This is a genomic window from Pseudomonas sp., assembly GCF_050739995.1.
In the GTDB taxonomy this organism is placed as follows: Bacteria; Pseudomonadota; Gammaproteobacteria; order Pseudomonadales; family Pseudomonadaceae; genus Aquipseudomonas.
In genome coordinates this window covers 1-4,966 of the sequence record NZ_JBOICG010000202.1, presented here as the reverse complement: position 1 = coordinate 4,966, position 4,966 = coordinate 1, and the positions used below count along the sequence as shown (strand labels likewise).

The following is a 4,966-nucleotide window of genomic DNA, read 5'->3' as shown; positions in this document are numbered from 1 at the left end:
GCTTTAGGCGCTTCGATCACCCGAGGCGGCAGGGTGTCCATGCTTACGTCGGGTAGCGTTAGGCTGAGGCTGCCCCAGTTGGCATCGGGCAGTTTGCGGCGCAATGGTCCGATTGCTTGCGGCCAGTCTGCATTTTCCCCGGTGCCGGGGACGATAATCACCACACCTTCCGGTTCGGCGCTGTTGGCGGGTTTCCACAAGGCCAGGAATGAATCGCTGCCGGCCTGCAACTGTTGCTGTTCGTGCTGCGGAATATTGCGCTCCAGGGCGCTGGCTTCTGCTTGGCTGCGCTCGGGCAGCGGTTGGCGCTCGACGGGTTTTTCGGCAGCAGGCGCGGGGGCGTCGGCGGCCTGAACGAAAAAGGTACTGGTCAGTAGCAGCGACAGGCACAAGGTTGCCAGTGTCGAGCGGTGGAAAGGTGGCATCGTTGATTCCCAGCCAGAAATGATTCCAGCAGCCTAATAGGTTGGTCATTGTTTGTCAGTGACGGGTTATCGGCGGTTCGGGCGATGCCTTGATGGTCGTGTCATTGGGGGCGTGAATGATGGGCAAACCGCAATCCCGAGCTACGCTTGTGCCAGCCCATTTCTGAATAAGAGGCCACGCACATGAGTACTTCCTCATTCAAGATCGCCCACAAACTGCTGACTGGTGCAGGCGCCATCGAACAACTCGCTTTTGAACTCACGCGCCTGGATGTGGATAACCCGCTGATCGTCACCGATGCCGCGTTGGTCGACTCCGGCACGGTGGCACTGGCGTTGGAGCATCTGGGCGAGCGCAGTTATGAAATTTTTGACCGCGTTCTGCCCGACCCGGAAATCGCCATTGTTGAAGACTGCATGCGCGTGTACCGCGAAGGCGGGCATGACGGGCTGATCGGTCTGGGTGGCGGCAGTGCCATCGATATCGCCAAAAGCGTCGCGGCCTATGCCGGTTACCACGGTGCCCTGGCAGATCTGTTCGGTGTCGACCAGGTGCCGCGCAAGGGGCCGCCGCTGATCGCCATCCCGACCACCGCCGGCACTGGCTCGGAGGTGACCAATGTGGCGATCCTCTCGGATAAGAGCGCGCAACTGAAAAAAGGCATCGTCAGCGATTACCTGCTGCCGGATGTCGCACTGATCAGCCCGCAAATGACCCTCACCTGCCCACGCAGTGTCACCGCCGCCAGTGGCGTGGATGCGTTGGTGCATGCCGTCGAGTCCTACCTGTCGCTGAATGCCTCGCCGATCACGGATGCCTTGGCCATCGGTGCGATCAAGCTGATTGCCAACGCGTTGCCCAAGGCCTACGCCAACCCGGGGCACATTCAAGCCCGTGACGACATGGCCACCGCCAGCTTGATGGCGGGCATGGCGTTCGGGAACGCTGGAGTGGGGGCGGTGCATGCCTTGGCGTACCCGTTGGGTGGACGCTTCCATATCGGGCATGGCGTGAGTAATGCGTTGTTGCTGCCCTACGTGATGCAGTGGAACAAGTTGGCCTGTGTCGAGCGCATGCGCGACATTGCCCAGGCCATGGGCGTGAATACCGCGGGGTTAAGTGTGGTGGAGGCCGCCGACCAAGCCGTCGAGGCGATGACGCGACTGTGTGCCGCAGTGGAGATCCCGGCGGGCCTGCGCAGCTTCGGGGTTCCCGAGGACGCGATCCCGGCCATGGCCACGGAGGCGGCAGGCATTGAGCGGCTGATGCGCAACAATCCGCGCAAGCTCAGTGTGGCGGATATCGAGAAAATCTACCGGGCGGCGTACTAGCCATTGAGCTAGGTCACGGTGCGCGCGGCAAAGCATGAGGTATACAATGCGCGCCATCGTGATTTAGTTCAAAAAAGGTGCGTCATGCAGCCCTTCGTAATTGCTCCATCGATTCTCTCCGCCGACTTCGCCCGACTGGGTGAGGAAGTGGACAAGGTATTGGCCGCCGGTGCGGACTTCGTGCACTTCGATGTCATGGACAACCACTACGTGCCCAACCTGACCATCGGCCCGATGGTCTGCGCGGCGCTGCGCAAGTACGGCATCACCGCGCCGATCGATGCGCATCTGATGGTCAGCCCGGTAGACCGCATCATCGGCGACTTCGTCGAAGCCGGCGCGACCTACATTACCTTCCACCCGGAAGCCTCGCTGCACGTCGACCGTACCCTGCAACTGATCCACGAAGGCGGCTGCAAGGCCGGCCTGGTATTCAACCCTGCCACCCCGCTGAGCGTGCTTGAGTACGTGATGGACAAGGTCGACATGATCTTGCTGATGAGCGTCAACCCTGGCTTCGGTGGGCAGAAGTTCATTCCTGGCACCCTGAACAAGCTGCGCGAAGCCCGCGCGCTGATCGATGCCTCGGGCCGTGATATCCGCCTGGAAATCGACGGTGGGGTCAACGTCAATAACATCCGTGAAATCGCCGCCGCAGGTGCCGACACCTTTGTGGCCGGTTCGGCGATCTTCAACGCTCCCGACTATCAGGAAGTCATCGACAAAATGCGGGCCGAACTGGCGCTGGCGCGTCCATGAGCGGCTTTGAGCAGCTATTCCCCGGCAAACTGCCACGGCTGGTGATGTTCGATCTGGACGGTACCTTGATCGACTCGGTGCCTGACCTGGCGGCGGCGGTGGACGAGATGCTGCTCAAGCTGGGGCGCAAGCCTGCCGGGATCGAGGCAGTGCGTGAGTGGGTCGGCAATGGCGCGCAGATGCTGGTGCGCCGGGCCTTGGCCAATCACATGGACGCCGACGGTGTGGATGAAGTCGAGGCCGAACATGCGCTGGAGCTGTTCAACGCCGCCTATGAAAGCAGCCACGAGCTGACCGTGGTTTATCCAGGCGTGCGCGACACCCTCAAGTGGCTGAGCAAGCAGGGTGTGGAAATGGCGCTGATCACCAACAAGCCGGAGCGCTTCGTCGCGCCCCTGTTGGATGAGATGAAAATCGGCCGCTATTTCCGCTGGATCATCGGCGGCGATACCCTGCCGCAGAAGAAACCCGACCCGGCGGCGCTGTTTTTCGTGATGAAAATGGCCAATATCCCGGCGTCCCAGTCGTTGTTTGTCGGCGATTCGCGCAGTGACGTGTTGGCGGCGAAAGCAGCAGGCGTGCAGTGTGTGGCGTTGAGCTATGGCTACAACCATGGCCGGCCGATTGCCGAAGAGTCTCCGGCGCTGGTGATTGATGACCTGCGACGGCTAATCCCCGGTTGCTTGGAAGCGGGCGCTGAGATAACGTTGCCCGACATTGATTCAACCCCTTCTGGAAATTCCATCGTGGTGGTCACTCGCAAACTCTGGATGAAAGTCATCAAGGCCCTGGCCCGCTGGCGTTGGCGCGCCTGACTGATCCTCGCCGCGCGCTGCGGCACGTTTGCATACCTGACTGTTAGCTCCTCAAGCCACGAGGCACCTCATGATCCGCGAAGAATTCCTGCGTTTGGCCGCTGCCGGCTATAACCGTATTCCCATGGCCCGCGAAACCCTGGCGGACTTCGACACGCCGTTGTCGATCTACCTGAAACTGGCTGACGAGCCTAACTCCTACCTGCTCGAATCGGTGCAGGGCGGCGAGAAATGGGGCCGTTATTCGATCATCGGCCTGCCGTGCCGCACCGTGCTGCGGGTACACGACCATCAGGTGAGCATCACCCATGATGGCGTCGAGATCGAAAGCCACGACGTGGAAGACCCGCTGGCCTTCGTCGAGTCCTTTAAGGCGCGCTACAACGTGCCGACCATTCCCGGCCTGCCGCGATTCAACGGCGGCCTGGTGGGTTACTTCGGCTACGACTGCGTGCGTTATGTGGAAAAGCGCTTGGGTAAATGCCCGAACCCGGACCCTCTGGGCGTGCCAGACATTCTGCTGATGGTCTCCGATGCCGTGGTGGTGTTCGACAACCTCGCTGGCAAGATGCATGCGATCGTCCTGGCAGACCCGTCCCAGGCGGACGCGTTCGAACAAGGCCAGGCCAGCCTCGAAGCCTTGCTGGAAAAACTGCGTCAACCGATCACCCCGCGTCGTGGCCTGGACCTCAGCCGCCCGCCGGCCGCCGACCCAGTGTTCCGTTCCAGCTTTACCCAGCATGACTACGAGCGCGCAGTCGACACCATCAAGGAATACATCCTCGCCGGCGACTGCATGCAGGTGGTGCCGTCGCAACGTATGTCTATCGATTTCAAGGCCGCGCCGATCGATCTGTATCGCGCACTGCGCTGTTTCAACCCGACGCCGTACATGTACTTCTTCAACTTTGGTGACTTCCATGTGGTGGGCAGTTCGCCGGAAGTATTGGTGCGGGTTGAGGACAACCTGATCACCGTGCGCCCCATTGCCGGCACGCGCCCGCGTGGCGCGACCGAAGAAGCGGATCTGGCGCTGGAAGAAGATCTGCTGAGCGACGACAAGGAAATCGCCGAGCACCTGATGCTCATCGACCTGGGCCGCAACGATACCGGGCGTGTCTCGGAAATCGGTTCGGTGAAATTGACCGAGAAAATGGTGATCGAGCGTTATTCCAACGTGATGCACATCGTCTCCAACGTCACCGGTGAGTTGAAGGCCGGCTTGACCGCGATGGACGCATTACGGGCGATCCTGCCAGCGGGCACTTTGTCGGGGGCGCCGAAGATCCGTGCGATGGAGATCATCGACGAGCTGGAGCCAGTCAAGCGTGGCGTCTACGGGGGTGCGGTGGGTTATTTTGCCTGGAACGGCAACATGGACACCGCGATTGCGATCCGCACGGCGGTGATCAAAGATGGCGAACTGCATGTGCAAGCAGGTGGCGGGATTGTGGCTGACTCGGTGCCGGCCCTGGAGTGGGAAGAAACCCTGAACAAGCGCCGCGCGATGTTCCGTGCCGTAGCCTTGGCCGAGCAAACCCCGCAAAGTTAACGGCCAAGCACAGATTCAAGTGTGGGAGCGGGCTTGCTCGCGAATGAGGAATATCAGTCACTTAATGTGTAGCTGATGTACCG

5 protein-coding genes are annotated in these 4,966 nt (G+C 60.9%); 4 read left to right on the top strand and 1 reads right to left on the bottom strand.

What is annotated here, in order from left to right; all coding sequences use genetic code 11:
• Positions 1-425 (bottom strand): DUF3530 family protein (locus tag ACRESD_RS07080; protein WP_431750276.1); only part of this gene is annotated, 425 nt, incomplete at its 3' end.
• Positions 426-608: 183 nt separating this feature from the next.
• On the opposite strand from ACRESD_RS07080, the gene ACRESD_RS07075 reads away from it, so the two are divergent.
• From ACRESD_RS07075 to trpE, 4 genes are all read left to right on the top strand, one after another.
• On the top strand, positions 609-1,757 hold the full coding sequence (locus tag ACRESD_RS07075; protein WP_431750275.1) for an iron-containing alcohol dehydrogenase: 1,149 nt from the start codon (positions 609-611) through the stop codon (positions 1,755-1,757).
• 84 nt (positions 1,758-1,841) lie between these two features.
• Positions 1,842-2,516: a ribulose-phosphate 3-epimerase gene (gene rpe / locus ACRESD_RS07070; protein WP_010206952.1), complete on the top strand. Its 675-nt coding sequence runs from the start codon at positions 1,842-1,844 to the stop codon at positions 2,514-2,516.
• On the top strand, positions 2,513-3,331 hold the full coding sequence (locus ACRESD_RS07065) for a phosphoglycolate phosphatase (RefSeq protein ID WP_431750274.1): 819 nt from the start codon (positions 2,513-2,515) through the stop codon (positions 3,329-3,331). The genes rpe and ACRESD_RS07065 overlap by 4 nt, the downstream gene beginning before the upstream one ends.
• Positions 3,332-3,401: 70 nt before the next feature.
• Positions 3,402-4,883: an anthranilate synthase component I gene (gene trpE / locus ACRESD_RS07060; protein ID WP_431750273.1), complete on the top strand. Its 1,482-nt coding sequence runs from the start codon at positions 3,402-3,404 to the stop codon at positions 4,881-4,883.
• The last annotated feature ends 83 nt before the right edge of the window (positions 4,884-4,966 follow it).